At 61.7% G+C, this 15,738-nt stretch carries 23 protein-coding genes and 1 tRNA gene; 18 read left to right on the top strand and 6 right to left on the bottom strand.

Features of this window, described 5'->3' with window-relative positions:
- Nucleotides 1–22 precede the first annotated feature (22 nt).
- From U1708_RS17920 to U1708_RS17900, 5 genes are all read left to right on the top strand, one after another.
- Nucleotides 23–727 (top strand): helix-turn-helix domain-containing protein, encoded by a 705-nt coding sequence (locus U1708_RS17920; protein ID WP_332747433.1) that lies wholly within the window; start codon nt 23–25, stop codon nt 725–727.
- Between the two features lie 352 nt (nt 728–1,079).
- Nucleotides 1,080–1,156: transfer RNA gene (locus U1708_RS17915), tRNA-Pro, on the top strand.
- A 297-nt stretch (nt 1,157–1,453) separates the two neighbouring features.
- The gene (locus U1708_RS17910; RefSeq protein WP_332747431.1) at nt 1,454–1,699 is read left to right on the top strand and encodes a hypothetical protein; all 246 of its coding nucleotides are present in this window, start codon (nt 1,454–1,456) and stop codon (nt 1,697–1,699) included.
- A gap of 89 nt (nt 1,700–1,788) precedes the next feature.
- Nucleotides 1,789–1,959, top strand: coding sequence for a hypothetical protein (locus U1708_RS17905; RefSeq protein ID WP_332747429.1), 171 nt, complete (start codon nt 1,789–1,791; stop codon nt 1,957–1,959).
- 71 nt (nt 1,960–2,030) lie between these two features.
- On the top strand, nt 2,031–2,252 hold the full coding sequence (locus U1708_RS17900; protein ID WP_332747428.1) for a hypothetical protein: 222 nt from the start codon (nt 2,031–2,033) through the stop codon (nt 2,250–2,252).
- A gap of 166 nt (nt 2,253–2,418) precedes the next feature.
- Here U1708_RS17900 and U1708_RS17895 read toward each other — a convergent pair whose 3' ends face one another.
- The gene (locus U1708_RS17895; protein ID WP_332747426.1) at nt 2,419–2,862 is read right to left on the bottom strand and encodes a DUF3617 domain-containing protein; all 444 of its coding nucleotides are present in this window, start codon (nt 2,860–2,862) and stop codon (nt 2,419–2,421) included.
- A gap of 217 nt (nt 2,863–3,079) precedes the next feature.
- Between U1708_RS17895 and U1708_RS17890 the strand changes: the two genes are divergently transcribed.
- Genes U1708_RS17890 through U1708_RS17880 form a run of 3 tightly spaced genes read left to right on the top strand, consistent with a single transcriptional unit; the run spans nt 3,080 to nt 3,680 of the window.
- A complete protein-coding gene (locus U1708_RS17890; protein WP_332747424.1) occupies nt 3,080–3,205 on the top strand; it encodes a hypothetical protein in 126 nt (41 codons plus the stop codon).
- Nucleotides 3,206–3,208: 3 nt separating this feature from the next.
- A complete protein-coding gene (locus U1708_RS17885) occupies nt 3,209–3,544 on the top strand; it encodes a type II toxin-antitoxin system RelE/ParE family toxin (protein WP_332747423.1) in 336 nt (111 codons plus the stop codon).
- A complete protein-coding gene (locus tag U1708_RS17880) occupies nt 3,435–3,680 on the top strand; it encodes a helix-turn-helix domain-containing protein (protein ID WP_332747457.1) in 246 nt (81 codons plus the stop codon). The genes U1708_RS17885 and U1708_RS17880 overlap by 110 nt, the downstream gene beginning before the upstream one ends.
- Nucleotides 3,681–4,266: 586 nt before the next feature.
- Here U1708_RS17880 and U1708_RS17875 read toward each other — a convergent pair.
- Together U1708_RS17875 and parA are read right to left on the bottom strand one after the other, a co-directional pair.
- A complete protein-coding gene (locus U1708_RS17875) occupies nt 4,267–4,566 on the bottom strand; it encodes a ribbon-helix-helix domain-containing protein (RefSeq protein WP_332747422.1) in 300 nt (99 codons plus the stop codon).
- Entirely contained in the window at nt 4,563–5,249 is a 687-nt protein-coding gene (parA, locus tag U1708_RS17870) for a ParA family partition ATPase (protein ID WP_332747420.1), read from the bottom strand. Before parA ends, U1708_RS17875 begins: the two co-directional genes overlap by 4 nt.
- Nucleotides 5,250–6,645: 1,396 nt before the next feature.
- Here parA and U1708_RS17865 point away from each other — a divergent pair.
- On the top strand, nt 6,646–7,116 hold the full coding sequence (locus U1708_RS17865; protein ID WP_332747418.1) for a hypothetical protein: 471 nt from the start codon (nt 6,646–6,648) through the stop codon (nt 7,114–7,116).
- A gap of 236 nt (nt 7,117–7,352) precedes the next feature.
- Here U1708_RS17865 and U1708_RS17860 read toward each other — a convergent pair whose 3' ends face one another.
- Nucleotides 7,353–7,667, bottom strand: a complete 315-nt coding sequence (locus U1708_RS17860; protein WP_332747416.1) for a helix-turn-helix domain-containing protein — start codon at nt 7,665–7,667, stop codon at nt 7,353–7,355.
- 25 nt (nt 7,668–7,692) lie between these two features.
- Between U1708_RS17860 and U1708_RS17855 the strand changes: the two genes are divergently transcribed.
- The 7 genes from U1708_RS17855 to U1708_RS17825 all read left to right on the top strand — a co-directional run bounded on the left by U1708_RS17855 (nt 7,693) and on the right by U1708_RS17825 (nt 10,582).
- Nucleotides 7,693–7,977 carry a hypothetical protein gene (locus U1708_RS17855; protein WP_332747414.1) on the top strand — a complete coding sequence of 95 codons (285 nt, stop codon included), beginning with the start codon at nt 7,693–7,695 and terminating at the stop codon, nt 7,975–7,977.
- Nucleotides 7,958–8,443: a hypothetical protein gene (locus U1708_RS17850; protein WP_332747412.1), complete on the top strand. Its 486-nt coding sequence runs from the start codon at nt 7,958–7,960 to the stop codon at nt 8,441–8,443. The genes U1708_RS17855 and U1708_RS17850 overlap by 20 nt, the downstream gene beginning before the upstream one ends.
- A 14-nt stretch (nt 8,444–8,457) precedes the next feature.
- Nucleotides 8,458–8,877: a protealysin inhibitor emfourin gene (locus tag U1708_RS17845; RefSeq protein ID WP_332747410.1), complete on the top strand. Its 420-nt coding sequence runs from the start codon at nt 8,458–8,460 to the stop codon at nt 8,875–8,877.
- A gap of 113 nt (nt 8,878–8,990) precedes the next feature.
- Entirely contained in the window at nt 8,991–9,182 is a 192-nt protein-coding gene (locus tag U1708_RS17840; RefSeq protein WP_332747409.1) for a hypothetical protein, read from the top strand.
- Nucleotides 9,183–9,768: 586 nt separating this feature from the next.
- Nucleotides 9,769–10,089, top strand: a complete 321-nt coding sequence (locus tag U1708_RS17835; RefSeq protein WP_332747407.1) for an NYN domain-containing protein — start codon at nt 9,769–9,771, stop codon at nt 10,087–10,089.
- Entirely contained in the window at nt 10,007–10,177 is a 171-nt protein-coding gene (locus tag U1708_RS17830) for an NYN domain-containing protein (protein WP_332747456.1), read from the top strand. The genes U1708_RS17835 and U1708_RS17830 overlap by 83 nt, the downstream gene beginning before the upstream one ends.
- A gap of 15 nt (nt 10,178–10,192) precedes the next feature.
- Nucleotides 10,193–10,582 (top strand): OST-HTH/LOTUS domain-containing protein, encoded by a 390-nt coding sequence (locus tag U1708_RS17825; RefSeq protein ID WP_332747455.1) that lies wholly within the window; start codon nt 10,193–10,195, stop codon nt 10,580–10,582.
- Here the strand turns inward: U1708_RS17825 and U1708_RS17820 are convergent.
- Both U1708_RS17820 and U1708_RS20745 read right to left on the bottom strand, forming a co-directional pair.
- Nucleotides 10,548–10,823, bottom strand: coding sequence for a hypothetical protein (locus U1708_RS17820; protein WP_332747405.1), 276 nt, complete (start codon nt 10,821–10,823; stop codon nt 10,548–10,550). The two genes, U1708_RS17825 and U1708_RS17820, sit on opposite strands and share 35 nt — an antisense overlap.
- 1 nt (nt 10,824) lies before the next feature.
- Complete coding sequence (locus U1708_RS20745; RefSeq protein WP_443030079.1) at nt 10,825–11,193, bottom strand: hypothetical protein; 369 nt, start codon at nt 11,191–11,193, stop codon at nt 10,825–10,827.
- Between the two features lie 171 nt (nt 11,194–11,364).
- Between U1708_RS20745 and U1708_RS17810 the strand changes: the two genes are divergently transcribed.
- Both U1708_RS17810 and mobF read left to right on the top strand, forming a co-directional pair.
- Entirely contained in the window at nt 11,365–12,195 is an 831-nt protein-coding gene (locus tag U1708_RS17810; RefSeq protein ID WP_332747402.1) for a hypothetical protein, read from the top strand.
- Nucleotides 12,192–15,551, top strand: coding sequence for a MobF family relaxase (gene mobF, locus U1708_RS17805; RefSeq protein WP_332747401.1), 3,360 nt, complete (start codon nt 12,192–12,194; stop codon nt 15,549–15,551). The genes U1708_RS17810 and mobF overlap by 4 nt, the downstream gene beginning before the upstream one ends.
- Nucleotides 15,552–15,738: the final 187 nt, after the last annotated feature.

The following is a 15,738-nucleotide window of genomic DNA, read 5'->3' as shown; positions in this document are numbered from 1 at the left end:
GCCGCACCGGACAGGCGCACCTGTGCTACGCGACAGCCTGGAGGCCGGCACCTTCGAGGAGGTATTCTGGACGTTGCCCGCTAGGGGTGAGACCGACCGTTTACTGCACGTCGCGCGCAAAACCCTCGATGCTGCACGGCGGTTGCGGCGCGATGCGCGCGCGGGAGAACGGACGCTGACGGTCGTCGAGCGCGGTATCGCCCGGCTTACCGCCAGCGCCGTCCGGGTCTTCGAAGAAATCCTCACGCTTGCGCGGTTAAATCGGGGCCGTGTTTACCCCTCCTACGACTACCTTGCAGAGGCGACCGGGCTTGGCCGTGCGACGGTCGGTCGTGGGCTTCGCATTCTCGAGGCAATCGGGTTTCTCGTGCGCCAGCGACGCTTTAACCGTGTGAAGAGTGACGGCCCTGGGCCTCGGTACGTGCAGACCTCCAACGCTTACCGACCTATGCTGCCGGGCAGCGTACGATCCTATCTTCCGCGCTGGATGCGTCCTGCGCCGGTGCCCGACGACGCTGTTCAGCATCACGCTGACCATGCGTTGGAAACCAATGCGATGCTGAAGACGCTGTCCTGCCGAGAACTCGCTCAGATTACCGTCAGCGGTCCGCTCGGTAAGATTCTCGCTAAGCTGGGCGAGACGATCGATCGCACAGAGCGCGAAGCTCAAACCGATCCACAACCGCTCAATGATTCTATAAATATGAAAGATACAGTGTTGGCCTAGACGGCCAACGCAATGCCTGAAGACATGCCCGCGGAGAGCGCCAACCCCTAGAAAACGAATAACACCCGGAAAACCCTGGACGCAGCGACGATGTCGCTGCGAATGCTCCCTAATGGGATCATGCGGTTTCTGGAGCGCATCATCGAGCCGCATCCGTAGCGGGACTGTCGTGACATACATGATGGCTAATAATGTCCATTTTTCAGGATGTTGGCCTAAGCCAAAGTCCCTGTTTCCGAAAGAAAATGGGAAACAACGTTCCGATCATGCGAGGCCATCAACCTTGGCATTTTGACGTCGCCGCGTCATGACGCTTGCGTATTGGAGCTGGTATGCCTAACCGCTGCGCCGTCGGGGAGTGGCGCAGGCTGGTAGCGCACCTGGTTTGGGACCAGGGGGTCGCAGGTTCGAATCCTGTCTCCCCGACCATAGACCGTAAGGTCTTGTCTTACCCTCGATCCTAGTGGGGCGGCTACTCGTCGTTTTATGCCGCCTCGAGGCAGCGAGAGAGTGTAAAGCCACGGAGCTCTACCCTGAGGTCATTGCCCGCGGCAGCCTTGTTGCGATCTACGGATGCGGTTGGCGCGACCGCACGTCCACACGTTGCTCCTCTATACGGGCCAGCGGCATGCAGACCGATTATTCATATCGAGTGGATACTGCCGCATAACAATTTTATTCCCATTTTCTGTGCTAAGAGAAGTGAGACGTTGGGGAATAAAACTTATGGACTTTCCGTGGAAAGAGCAGGCGACCCTGGTCCGGATGGCGGGCGTCGAACAGGTAGACGACCAGTCCTGTGAGATCCTGTTTGAAGGATCCTTGCTGGCGATGGCAACTCGTGTGCGAGATATGAAGCCTGCTCAGCGCATGCGCCTACGGTTATCGATACCGGACCGGCAGGTTCGTCCCCATACTTTTCAGGGGGATGCCCTGACGGCGCTAATCGACCGTATCCCACAAGCCGCCTGAATACCGCTTTTGACGGTTTCGTTTTGCGCAATCGCGGTTGGGGTGAACGCATTTGCCCGTACGTATCTTAACAGCCACATGACACGGTGATGCTGCGGCGCAGCAATGACCTGCATGAGGTTTCTATGTTCTCCCTGATCGCTCTCTATCTCGAATACCGTAAGGCTCAGGCCGCTCACATGGCGGCGACAAGCGCGACGGTCGAACATGGCCGCCCCGCAAACGACGTCAACTCGGCAAGCATTGCGAGAGCTGCCTAAATCCGCGAAGGCTGTGGCAGCACCGGCATGCTGCAATACCGCAGCGCCGGCCACATCATCGAGGGTATTGCGTGACACCGACTGTCATCACTCCAAGCGGCCCAGGCGCGATGGAAGCAGGCCTTGTGCTCGACGAAGAGGGACAGCGCTTCGTCGTGCTGACATTCAAAGAACCGGGAGGCGAGCCCACATTGGTCACCTTTACGGTTCCCATCTTCCAGAATTATGTCGAGCACCTTGTCCGGACGGCGAAGGCAGCTAACGAGGAAGCCAACTGGGGTATTCCTGGCTGACGGCGATAGCCAATCTCGACAACGAATTTGTCCGCCTCTCGTAATAGTCTTGTGGCAGGCGGACGACGGCAATGGGTTTGAGTATCCTGTACCAGCTATGCTCCGACGAGCAGCTGGGCAGATGAAGCCTCGTCGCCCTCCCCTTGGTGGTGCGCATACCGAGACCCTACCGGCTTCGGCCTCCGACAAGCGTTGCGCGCTGATCCAGAACGATGTTGAGAGCCCCCTTGGGCGTCGTACCGGTCACGGTCGCGCGACCAGTGAAGCCCGCCGTATCGTACACGCCCGTGCGACTGATATGCATCCAGTCGCCCTTCTTCTGCGGGCAGCTCAGGGTCTGCGTATAGCGGCCGTCTGCGACGCGCTGGCTGTCGATCCGGCATTGTGCTTTCGGGTCGGGCATCAGGAGGATCTCGATCCCCTGCCCGCTCGATAGATGCTTGCGCTCAGCCTTTGATTTGCCCTTCATCATTCGAAGAAGGAATCCTGGAACGCCCGGCACGGTCAGGTCGACGACCTTCGACGTCACGTCCCAATCCCCTGGCTGCACCACCTGCGCGGAAGCGGTGGTTGAAAGGCCAGCCAGCATAAGCATGAAGTATTTCGTCATACTTCAACCGTTTACTGGCTAACGCGTTGTACGCAACTGAATGCCCGTCGGCGACAGACTGTCAGGCTCCTTTAAACGATCATGCCGAACGGTTTTACCACGACGTGCGCAAATACCGGTTATATTACCGCATGGTCGCCCCCCCGGTAGATCGATGCCCACTCGCTAAGAAAGCATATTCCCTGCAGATATGTATCGACTTTGATACATGCTGAGCGTGAAGCTGATCTCTTTTCTAGGTGACAGCCTCGACCGGTTCCGCGACTTTCCGGACAATCGTCGATCGGAAGCGGGGCACCAGCTTAACGAGATCCAGATCGCCAACAATCCTGACGATTGGTAACCGATGAAAACGCTAGGTCGTGGGGTTCGTGAAATCAGGATCAAGGAGGATTCCGGGGCGTTCCGGATCATCTACGTGGCAACCATCCTTGACGCGGTGCTGGTCCTGCACGCCTTCCAGAAAAGGACGCGGGCGACACCACAACGGGGTATTGATTTAGCGGCAGCCGCTTACGTGCATGGAGGCAAAAGTGATGGAAATCCAAACGTTCGGCAACGTGTTCGATGCACTGGCCGATACCCCGGCCGAAGCTGCAAACCTCAAAGCACGCGCCGAGCTGCTGTTGGCGCTCAAGGCGCGGGTACGCTCTTGGAATCTATCCCAGGAGGTTGCGGCTAATCGTCTCGGTATCACCCGCCCCCGTCTCAACGACCTGTTGCAGGGCAAGATGACAAAATTCTCACTCGATGCATTGGTGATCCTCGCCACGGCCCCTGGCCTAGCTGTGCATATCCAGGTCGCCGAAGCGGCCTAACGGCTGAAATCAGCACACAGGTGTTATGATTGGCGATCGTTGCGAACCTCGTGCGGTTCTTGGATAGCCGCATCGACCGCTATCACGCGCCGACATTCGGGGAGAGTTATCAGCGATCGTAGCCCCCTGCCGTCAATTACGGGGTCGCTTACGCCTGAAGCCGTGCTGGAAACAGTTCACCTCGTCGCTCTTACAGGCAGCGGTGCAAGATGACGCGGAGAACGTCTCAAAAACATGGATCAGCAAAAGCGACCAATCACGGTATTTGGCAATCTGGTGCCTGGTAATGGAGTTCGTTCTTTTTCAAATCCCGGTGGAAGCGACCCCGAAGCCGGTGATCGCGTCGTAATCCAGGAAGTCACCGTCCACCGCGTTTTTCGAGAACAACAATGAGTAGCCGATACATAGAACGCACCCCGGCAGGGGAACTCAGCGTGGGGCGGAGGCGCACGCCTGAGAGTATCGCAGTTCGAGGCAGAATTGGCGGTCACCGCCGAGGTGCTGATAGCTTCTAGCGGCTCGGCTGTGACCTGCCCGCACTACGTGCCGGCTGGCTGGCATGGCCAATCGGAATGTGGTGTCGCGATCAGTCCCCGATCGGGCTCTCGCCGTGCTTGCGCAGCACGTCGTTGAATGCCTCGGCCATCAGCGCCTGAAGGCTCCTGCCCTGCCGACGCGCTAGCGTGTGCATGGCGAACGACATCTCGGGTGTGAAAAACCCTGCGATCTGCTTGCGACCCTGCCGGCTAGCGGGGCCCGATGTAGCCCCCTGCCCGCCTGCCTGGTTTGGCGTCTGCCCAATAGGCTGTGATGTCGCTGGTAGCGCGACGACGGGTTCCGGCAAGGTGCGATCACGCAGGTTTGCGAAGGACGGCTTGCGGCTCATGCTACAACTTTTCTGTTATTTATGAGTTTCTTGGAGGAAGTTTTCTTTAAAGACTTTACCGGGATGCCGAGTTGTAGACATGTCCACTTGTAGATGTGTCGGATGTCATCCGCTGCCTTACCGTTGGGCTCGAATTCCATGACGGTGCGGCCTTCCGCGCTTGCGTGGCGAAAGGCGGCGCGGTCCGCGATTTGGATCGGGCAGGCCGGTGTACCAAAGCCTTCAACGAGTTCGCCCGCCTCTTGGTACATGCGCGGCGCATTGGGCGACCCGGCCGTGAACACCACGAAGGCGGGCTTGCGGAGCAATTGCACCAGCTTGGCCGTCGTCTGGATCGCCGCCAGATCGAAGGCGCTGGGACGACATGGGATCAGGACCAGATCGGCTACCTCAACCGCAGCACGCGCAGCACTATCGGCATGAGGCGGAGTATCGATGACTATGAAATCGGCCCCCTGCCCCATCGCCTGCTCGATCTTGGCAGAGAGCCGTGGCGGTGGGCTATCGATCACTTCGGGCGGCGCGTCCTGACGCCAAGCTGCCCATTGGCTGGCAGTTGCCTGGGGATCGGTATCGATGACGAGCGCAACGCGCCCCGCGTCATGGGCGGCCGCCGCAAGATGAAGCGCTAGCGTTGTCTTGCCCGCGCCACCCTTTTGGCTGATGATTGCGATAGTCGGCATGTCGGTTCCCCTACATGTCTACATCACGACAGCGCAACACCGCTGACTGGGGATCGATCGAATTTATTGAACTTGGACGGGAGAAGTAGACTTGCGACAGCCCGACAGCCCGACAGCCCGACAGCCCGACAGCCCGACAGCCCGACAGCAAGACGCCTCGACGTGTCGACATATAGCGGTTTGATGCGTAGCGTTGAGTGTATCCAACATGGCGTACGGCCGTTTGTTAAACCCGCCCGCATCGATCGCTGCGCTTATCAAGGGCCCGTACGTCGACGACCCTGTTCCATTCCGCGCCGCGCTACGACGGGAGCCGCAACGCCAATACGTTCGTTTCAGTGAGCGCGACGCTGTTCGACGTTATACCCTTGATCGGTAAGGCGCCTTATCTGGAAACGCCGATACCGGGCAGGATCTGATAGCTGCGGGAGGCTGTGGGGCGGGTATTACATCGCCTTCCGCGAGCGACACCTGACACAGGTCTTCTTACCAAGCTGGCGGTTGCTTGGCGTGAATTTATGGCCGCCGTTCACGAGGCAAATGAATCGTTTGATAATTCGCATGGGGAGGCTCCGCTAACAGGCCTTCACAAGGCTGGGGTTCGCACGACTAATGGTTACTGAAAAGTAAATGGCGCAGCGTAACGTTGGCCGCCAGCGCGCGTTCGGTACGCCTGTCCCGAAAAGGGATTCGGGTGAGCAGCCCGGAGCTGGCGACATTTCTCTACGATCCGGTCAGTCCGCACAGTGACGCGATAATCGCCGCTCGTAGCGTAACATGCGTCAAGCGCCTTAGTTTGGATCACCAACTTATCTGCTAGGGGCGCTACTTCCCAACCGTAGATCCACTATCATCAACAGCAGCATCGCAACCCTCTCGGTCGCGGGAGGGATGACGCCTGATCGCGACCGCCAGCCGGTGTGAGGTTGAGACACGGGTCATTTCTCGGTAGAAATTTATGCCTTCTCCGGGTCAGCCCTCAGGGGAAATCAACGCTAGGGCGAACAGTCGCTGACGACATTCGCGCCTCCATTCTTGGTATATGCAAGAATCAAGACTCTCAGCTATCGGCCCAACACCGAGATAATCGAGTTCCGAGCATCTTGCGTGCCATGTCGACATCCATACTCGGCGATGTGTTTTCGTGTCGACACGTCGAGGTGCCGAAGGCGCTTGATACGACGCGCGCCGTCGTGATGGTTTCAATAGCGTAGCTCCTCAACACGCCGACACCGCAACAGGTCGAGGCGACGACATGTCGACATTGGAGGAGCGCCGGGCACGCGTACACGTCGACACATCGACACGACGACAAGGCTACGTGTCTACGGATCGAGGTGAAAACATGTTGTCGAATTTACTTTCGTTCGTATCGGGCCTGACTCATAGAGTCACGATGCCGATCCGCCCCGAGAACCGCTGGCTCTACCCGATAGATTGGCAGCAACTGTCGGATACGATCCGCTTCGGACGTGCTGGCGCGCGCTGCGAACGGTGCGCACGGCCGCATCTGCGCTTCGTCGCGCATCTCGGTGACGGGCGATGGTGGGATGCCGACGCCGGGCATTGGCGCTCGGACCGCGGCCGACGGATCGCGGTTCGAGGGCAGGGGCGGGGACGGTTCGACATGGCCGCCGTCCGTACGACCTATGTGGTGCTGGCCTGTGCGCATCTCGATCACGATCCGAGCCACAACATGCCGGGTAATCTCGCCGCATTGTGCCAGCGCTGCCACATGCTCCACGATGCAGCCGAACATCGCTGGCAGCGGTGGTGGAACGTCTTTCGCCTGTGCGCGCTTCGCGATCTGTACGAAGATCCTCGCCTCACGCGGGAGCGCCTTGCGCGCCATCATCCGTCAGCTTGAGGGCAGGGGGCGGGGAGGGCCATCAATGCGACACTAGCCTGTACGCAGCACTCAGGGCCTCGCCTAATCACCTCGTGCCGTTCGCCCACAATCAGGCTGAACGTCCGGTTTTCGACCATTGAGCACGCGTGGCTGTGATCACCGCCGCCACAGGAGCCGCGCGACGGCAAGTGTTCGAACCGATTTATCGCCGACCGGATGGAACAGGCGTTCGCACACCGGCTGGCGGCTATGGGTCAACCCGGCCCATCGTTACCTTCATTCAACACTTGAGCGAGCAGTGCAACGGGATCGACCCCAATCGCCCGTGCCACTGCGACAAACTCATCGACCGCTAGCATGCGCTCGCCGGTCTCGTACCGCGACACATAGGCCTGTTGCCAACCGAGCCGTTTCGCCAGATCTACCTGGCGCAGCTTCGCTTCCTGCCGTGCCTCGGTCAGCGCAATAACGATGCGCGCGTGCAGTTCGGGTAGGGCAGGGGATACAGGCATTCCTGACGCACTAGCGCGAGTTGCCGTAAATGCGGAAAGCGTATATCTGCGCATCATCTACACGGGGAGCTTGGCAAATCTCATGGGACTGCTGAACCGCATCGCATCGTGCTTCGATGACTGGCATCCTTCACCGAGTGGATCGGCCGTCGACTATTTCGCTATCAACCCAGCGACGGGGTTGCCGATGATCGGCAGGATCGACGTCGCGGGCAACCCGTTTGGCACCGACCTGTCCAGCCACCGTCATGACGACTGGCGACATGATCACCACGGGTTGGGATCAACAACAGATATGTCAGGCTCTGCATGGTACGACCCGTTCTCGGCCGGCATGGGAGGCGGGTATGGCCCCTGGCGCGACTGACACCGTGGCATGTGTGCGTGTCGGCTTGCTCGACCGGATCGCGGTGCGCAGCGACATTGCCAACTGGCGAATGCCGTCACCCTGGATGATCGGGTTTGGCATAAGCAGTGCGATCGCCATATTTCCGGTCATCAAGGTAACCGGAAACGTGACGATCGCCGGAATGATGCTGCTGTTGTCGCTGGCGACGGTCGCGTGGCTGATCGCCCTGATGATCCGTCGGGCATGGTGCGAGCGCCATCCCTATCTACCGCCGCGCTGGCTGGCGGTGGCCAGGGCGATGATGGGGGACGATCTCATCGATGCGGCACTGGAGCGGCTGCGCGACACCCCCCCGCATGGTCACGACCGGGTTCTGCGCCGAGGCGAGACGATCGAGGCGATTCTCGACGAACAGCACGCTCGTCTCGATGCCCGCAAAGCCGCGACCGGGGTACGGCTAGACGTCGCCGCGCCGCAGCCGTGAAGGCCGTCCCGGCCATGCTTGACAGCGATCAGGTCGGCCTGTCTGTGACCGGCGGGTTCGCGCATTTCCCGGGTCTCGCCACGGAGCGGTCCGTAGCTCTCGCCTCGATCGATCCGGACCGTGTCAAAGCCTTGCTTTCTGCGGCCGATGCCGCGGCGTTCTTCACGCGCGCAGAGCTCGGGGAGGGGCTTGTACGGCCTAATGTGCGCACTTGGTTACTCCGGATAAGCCATGACGGTCGATCGCGTCTCCTGACCCTGGCGGAGCCGTTTTCCGATCCTGGCCTCGTCACACTGGTCCGCCTTGCGCGCGACTGTCTTCTTCCAGCACAATCCGCGAGCATTCTTGATGTGCTGGACACACCCCATGCCGGGGATATCGAGGTCGGCTTCGACCGACCGGTCAGCCACCCGCGCCCTGCCACATTCGACTGATTATCAGGGCCATCTGGAGAGGGGAAACCACGACCGTGACGGACGGGATCCTCTGTGGCATATCGGGCTGGTTCACGCCCCACGGTGTGCGACACCACAAGGATATCCGGTCGGTGACGGAGATCGTGCCAAATGACTGGACGGCGTTGCTCGCACGCGCTGACGAAATCGGGTTCTTCGTACGGCCGGAGCCGGGGCCGGCGGGACCTGCCGATCGCATCTTTCACCTCGCGATCACATCGGGCGAGCAAACCTGCGAACTGGCAATCAACGACCCTTCGAGACGCCCGAACTCGCGCATCTGATCCGCCTGATCAAACGTGCCCTGAACGACCGCAAGGTCCTGACGTCGGAAACGCTAAGCGACGAAGCGTTCGCGGCATTGCTGGCGGCGCGGGCAGCCGGTCCGGGGTATGAACGGAGCGTCTGCACGCAAGCGTAATCTGCTGGCCGGCTCTCACGCCGGCCGCAGGCCCTACCGAAAACCAGGAACGATGTCAGGGTCATCAAATGGACCAGCGACGATATCAGGATTGGTAAAGGGTAGGGGCACACACCACGCTATGCATAGCGGGGATTCAGCGAGCAGAAAGCTGTTTTAAAACATGGATGTAGCAGCGTAGCAGCATTGCTACCGGTCAGGCAAAAGCTGGCGGGGGACGTGCTACAGCCCTGCTACGCGGCTACAGCACCGTACCGGGCCAGGTGCCGCTCGCTGGAGCGCCTTACCAGGAATGACGAGGCTCGAGCCATGTTTTCGGTACCGGTCAGGAAGCCCGAAAGCAGTGTTGAAAGCATGACGGGCCAGATTTCTGCCACGCTGCAATCGTTATCGGGACGGCCGGTCGGCACCCCGATGACAGCAGTCGGATTGCCGCAACGATGCCTGCCATGACCGACGATCCAACCGTCTCGCGCAAGCTCGCCGTGCTGATCGATGCCGATAACGCATCGTCTGGAACCGCGGCCGGACTGTTCGAGGAAATCGCGAAGATCGGCGAGGCCAGCGTGCGGCGGATCTACGGTGATTTCACCGGTACGAGGCGCCAGGGCTGGGCTGCAATAGCGCCGCTCTACGCTTGTCTGCCGCATCAGAATTTCGCCAACGCGGTCGGCAAGAATGCGTCCGATCTCGCGCTGGTTATCGACGCCATGGACCTCCTGCATTCGGGCCGTTTCGACGGCTTTACGCCTCGCGTCATCGGACAGTGATTTCACGCGTCTCGCGGCCCGGATCCGGGAGCAGGGCGTCGAGGTTTTCGGCTTCGGCGAGACCAAGACGCCGGCCAGTTTCCGGTAGTCCTGCAAACGGTTCATCTACACCAAAAACCTGGGGTCGCTGGTTACGGTCGCGGTCCCTGCGACGGCGGATGAAACGGTAGGTGAATTTACTAAAGCGACGGGTCTGCCGCTGGCAGCTGCGGCAGCACTGATCGAGACGGCACTGGGACAGCTTGAGGATCAGGCGGAATGGTATTTCCTGGGTGCGGTCGGGCAGCGTCTGATCACCCTGACCCCCGACTTCGACCCGCGCAATTACGGCTGTGCCAAGCTCATCTTGCTCATCGAGAAGATCGACGCTTTCAATGTCCCGGCGGGACGACCTCAATGTCTAAATCCGGCCCTGCGGAATGCCAAGATCATCGCCGCCTGCGCATTGTCCGGACGGGTCAGCGGCGATCCTGACAATCGACACGACGGGTGATGAAAAAGCGGCGATCATAAAACCGGACGAACAGGCTGGCACCGCTGACCGCAGCCCCGATCCAGGACAGGGTCGCGATGAGCGATGAGCCGAGCACGAGATCGGCTGCGAGACCGGAAAAGAGCAGCACGACGCATAGCCCGGCGAGCCGGTTTACGCCCTGCCAGTCGCGCCGACTGACCCAAGTCTGGCGGTTTTCGACAGCCCATTCGGCGATGATCCTGTCGCTACGTCGCTCCATGTCATTTCCCTTTCGAAAGCATAAGTATTGTATGGCGCAGGCGCCGACGTGTGTCAGCATCGGCATCGTCGCCTTCATCGTACAACGAGCGCGCCAATGTCTCGCGACTGCCGGGTTTGGGATTGAATCCGACATCGATGCACAAGGTGTAGATGAGCGCCAGCAACCGGTCGTGTCGTTCCCAATCCACGGGGCCATGGTGGCGTGTAGGCTTGGTATCGGTGCCGAAGACGAGCCAGCCGGCATCCACGTCATGATCGCGGCAGAGCTGCCGTACGACGCCGAGCGGTGGCTCGACCGCATCCTTTTCCCAGCTGATCAACGACCGGGTTGAGAAGCCCAACCCCCGCGCCAGTGCATCCTGACCCATCCCTGCGACGTGACGGATCGCCCTGATACGCTCCCCAAGGGTAGATGGCTGACTCATTCGCACTTCATCAACATGAATTCTACTTCACCTAACGTAACCTGATAGACTATGATTGTATCCGGTCACGCTTTCGGAGGCGATGGTCTGAAAAGCAAAGGGGGAAGTCGGGGTATGTCGGCGAAGATCCAGGTCAACATACGATTGACGTCCGGGGAGCATGCTCGGCTGCTGGAATGGGCTGCCGAAGCCGGTCTTGAGCGCGGCGTGCTTGCCCGCGACATCGTCGTCGAAGGCATCGATGCCAGGTCGGAGGGCCGCGCGACGTTCAGCCGTGAGACGCTTGGACCCGGTGATCTCGTCGCACTGGCAGCCAAACTCGACAAGTCAGTGATGGAGGTCGAGCGTTTCGCCAATACATGGGCGGCCCATGAGACGGAGCTGCTTTCGCTGGAGCGGCAGGATCGGCTCGCCATGCACTCCGCGCGGACCGAGTTTCTTGCCGGCTTCCCCGAACGCATCTCCCGCAGCCTGGAGCCGATCAAGGCCGAGATGACGGCGATGAAAGCCGCAATCGCGGACCAGCCGCGTCTCGATGCCATCGACAAGAAACAGACAGAGCTTGTCGAGGCGGTGCGCGGGAATACCGCTGCGATCGAGGAAGTCCGGAAGGCGCCACGTAAAGTGACCGGTCTTGTGCTGAGTGACGACCGTTTCTGGTCATCGGCGTTCGTCTGCCTGTGGAGCCTGCTGATGGTAGGCGCCGGCATCGTGTTCATCACCGGGTTGGGTATGTCCGTTCCCGCGATCGGTATTCCGCTGTCACACAAGTTGGCGGCGGGGGACGCCGAGTTCTGCCGGCTGATCCGCTACCGTTTCGAGACCCAAACCTGTCAGGTGCCGGTTGGCCACCGCATCGATCCAGCGGGCGCACTCACGACGGCGTCGGGCAAGCCGTCCCGCACGAAGGCAGGCGCGGCATCTGCAAAGGCGAAACGCTCATGATCTCGGTCAGCGCTGTCTCCTCCGCCGGCAATGCCGCAACATATTACGCCCGCGACAACTACTACACTATCGATCAGGCCGAGGGAGCAAGCGCCTGGGCGGGGGAAGGAGCGACCGCGCTCGGACTGGAAGGTGCGGTCGACGCCGCCCGCTTCGCGACCATACTCGAAGGTCGCCTGCCCGACGGCAGCGTGATCGACGCGAGGCGGGGTGAGCATCGTCCCGGCTGGGACCTGACCATGTCGGTACCCAAGTCGGTATCGATCCTGGCGCTGGTCGGTGGCGACGCGCGGTTGATCGCGGCGGTACGCGAGGCGGCGACGGCGACGCTCGGCTGGATCGAGCGCAATATCGTCGAGGCGAGGGTGTCGACCGCCGAGGGGCAGCGCGCGGTGCGGACCGGCAACGTGGTTGCCGCGACGTTCCTCCACGACGTGAACCGCAACGGCGAGCCGCAGTTGCATGTCCATAACGTGCTCGCCAATGCCACCCGGACGGCGAACGGCAGCTGGATGGCACTGCATTCCGATGTGCTGTATGAGCGCCAGCACGTCATGGGTGCGGTCTTCGCGTCCACCTTGCGCGCCCGCGTCGAAGCGCTGGGCTATGTGACCGCACCGGGGCAGAACCCGATCGACGGTGCCTTCGATATCGCTGGCGTGCCACGTGCGGTGGTCGAGGCGTTTTCGACGCGCTCTGGCGAGATCGAGGCCCATCTGGAAGCGCGTGGACGCGAAGGAACCGCACGCGAACGCCAACTGGCCACGTTGGCGACCCGGGACGCCAAGACACCCGACGTGGCGCCGGCAATACGCGCGGAAGGGTGGCGGGCGTTGGCAGCGGAGAATGGGTTCGACGCGGGCCGGGTGGTGGGAGAGGCGCTTGTCCGGTCGGGACGATCTGAGACGATGTGGACGCGGACGATGCGCGGCGTACGCGGCGTGGGGGAACGGGGGCTCGCCATCGCGGCCCGTATGGGGCTCAGTCCTCGCGACGGTGACCCGCTCGTACCCGAACGGCTCGGGCGTCTGGATCCAGTCGGCTATGCCGCAGCGCAGGCGGTCGCCTCGGCAGCCCGTGATCTCGGTGAGAACGAAGCCGCGTTCGACCGGCTCGACCTGATCCGCGCCGCCCTCGAACGCGGCGGGCCGGTCACGGTCAGTGATATCGAGGGACGGATCGCTGTTCTTGAGGCCAAGGGCCTGCTGCTGGGTGACGATGATCGCATGGTGACCACCGAAAGCGCCGTGCGCCTCGAACGGGCCTATCTGGCCGGCATCGAGGCGGGCAGGGGGCAGGCGGCACCGATCGTGTCGTCGGACAATGCGGTGTCCGCCGCCCAAGAGGCTGCGCGCGCGCTGGGCCTGCGCCCGCTCAATCCCGGCCAGCAAGCTGCCGCGGTGCTGATCCTGTCTTCTTGCGACCGGGTGGTGAACATCCAGGGCGGCCCCGGTCGTGGCAAGTCGGCGGTCTTGGCGCCGGTCACCGCGATCGCAAAGGCGCAAGGGCACACTGTCTTCGGGCTCGCCATCGCCAGTCGCACCGCGACCGCGCTCGGGCGTGACACCGGGGCTGAGACAAGCACGATTGCCCGGTTCCTGGCGCGTCATGCCCGTGTAATCGACGGCATCGCGAGCCCTGCCCAGCTTGGCCGTGTCACCGCCGAACTGAAAGGCGCGGTCATCATGGTCGAGGAGGCCAGCCAGATCGGCACCTACGACATGGAACGCATCGTCCGTCTCGCCGACATGATCGGTGCCGCTCGCCTGGTACAGATCGGCGACAGCCGCCAGCTGGTTGCGATCGCTGCCGGCAAGCCGTTCGAGGACAGTCAGCGCGCGGGACATGCGACCGCGCACATCACCGAGAATCTGAGATCGCGCTCGGACCAGATGAAAGGGATCGTCGCCGCGCTTGACGGAAAGGATCTGTCCAGAGTGTTCGACCTCCTGAAGCCCGACACGACGGAAGTGGCTGCAGGCGATGTCGCGAGCGCGGCCGCTGCGCGGTGGGCGGCGTTGCCGATGGAGATGCGCGACGGTACGCTGCTCCTCACCGCTGGCCGGGCGATGCGCAGCGAGGCCAACGAGGCGGTGCAGGCCGAATTGAAGGCGACCGGTGAGATCGCGAGCGTCGGCAGCCGGTTCGAGGTACTCGACCGGGTCAATGCTACCCGGGAAGGGGCGCGGCTCATGAAGGGTTATCAACCAGGCCGCGTAGTCGAGATCCGCACAGATCTGCCCTCGCAAGGCTTCGTCCACGGCGACCGGGGTGTCGTGAAGGCGATCGAGGGCGACCGGGTGCGCCTCGAGATGCGAGGGGGCGGAGAGAAACTCTTCCGGCCTGACCGGTTGGCCAAGAACCTCAAGCACGACGCCGTCTCGATCTATCAGATCAAGGAGATCGAAATCCATGCCGGCGACCGCATCCGCTGGACCTACAATGACGACGACCGGAAGCTCAGCAACGCCGATATGGGCCGCGTCGAGGAAGTCGGCCGGGATCGATTGGTCATTTCATCGCTTGTCGACGGCACCGTGCACGAGCTGAAGGCGGGTGACCGCATGGCTGAACGGCTCGATCTGGCCTATGCGATCAACGTCCATGTCGCGCAGGGTGTCACCACCGACCATGGCATTCTGGCGTTGCGCTCGAGCGAGCGCCGCCTGCTCAGCGAACGATCGTTCCTCGTCGCCTTGACCCGCATCGCCGACAAGGTGGCACTGATCGTCGACGACGGTCGTGCGGTCGAGCGCGGCGTCGCGCGCAATACCGGCGACAAAACCTCAGCACTAGAGACGATCGGTCAGGCAGGAACGGGGACGGCGATCCAGATGCCAGCAACGTCGCCGGCGATCGATACCGCGGTCGAACGCTATGCGCGCCTGTTCCTTGCCGCCGAACAGCAGGCCATCGACGGCGGAGCCATATCGACGGCACAGGAACGCGAGCTCGGCACCGCCGCGTCGGCTCTCGACCGGGTGCGGGTGAACGGCGCGGAGGATCTGCGGATCGTACTCGACCGCGAACTCGGGTCGCCAGGCGCCGGTCGCAACGATCCCGGCGGACTGACCCAGGCATGGCTGCAGGAAGGCCGGATACGCACCGATCGTGGTGCCTATTCTGAAAGCTTCGTTGCCGACTGGAAGGCGGTATCGACTGACAGCATGGCGGCTACGACCAACCGCAGCGCGGCCATCGTCGAGCGACGGCAGGAACGACTGGAGACCCGTATGTTGCGCGAGCCGGCACTGGAGCGTGCGCTTGACCGCGCCATGCCCGAGCGTCAGCTTCGGATCGACGAGCCGGGTTCAGGGGGGCCGGGGCGCGAACGGGATCTCGGCATGGAGATGTAGTACGATGGAGCGGCCATGCCGTTTTTCACAAAAGGCGATTTTCGCTGGCGTTGCCAGCACTAGGCTCAGCTATTGCTTCCATGTTCAAGCGCGCATGATCGATGTCACCCGGCAAAGAAAGCCGCTGGGTGATATCACGATGTGTTCCAAGCGCTGCATGCCGGCTGCAAGGAATAGCCACAGTAGG

Origin of the sequence: Sphingomonas arabinosi, assembly GCF_036663715.1 — a bacterium.
Taxonomy (GTDB): domain Bacteria; phylum Pseudomonadota; class Alphaproteobacteria; order Sphingomonadales; family Sphingomonadaceae; genus Sphingomonas.
This window is presented reverse-complemented; position numbering and strand designations above follow the sequence as displayed.